Here is a 492-nt window from a genome sequence, read left to right as displayed (position 1 = left end):
GGCTGCGGGTGTGTGGAGGTTCGGGCCGGTCGAGCACGGAGTCTCGGGCCGTTCGGGTTTGCTGTTTTGGCCCTGGGCACGGGGAATGGCTCGAAGCCGTTTCCGGTTTCGAGCTGGCGGCTGTATATGGCGCCTTCCCCGCCGCGGCGTCCCGCGGCGGGCAGGTTAAGAACGGGATGGGATCATCGATCAGGTTCGAGCGCACCGGGATCAGCGGTTCATTCGTCTTCGGGTGAACCAGGCGCATCGCCGCGACCGGTACGGCCGCTGCTGCTGGCGGTGTGGTCGGCGTGGGGGTGTGCTCGTCTTCGGGGCGGGAGCGTCCGCCCGGTCCGGAGCCTGGCGCGGAACCTTGTTCAGAGTCCTGTTCGGAGTCTCGCTTGGGTCCGGTTCCGGTTCGGGGCCCGTGTTCGGGTCCGGTGTTGCGCTCGGGCTCGCTCCCGGTCCCGGGCTCGGTCTGCGAGGCCGGTGCTGGTGCCTGTCCGGGTTCGG

Source organism: Glycomyces sp. L485 (assembly GCF_022548875.1).
Lineage (GTDB): Bacteria > Actinomycetota > Actinomycetes > Mycobacteriales > Micromonosporaceae > Glycomyces.
This window is presented reverse-complemented; position numbering follows the sequence as displayed.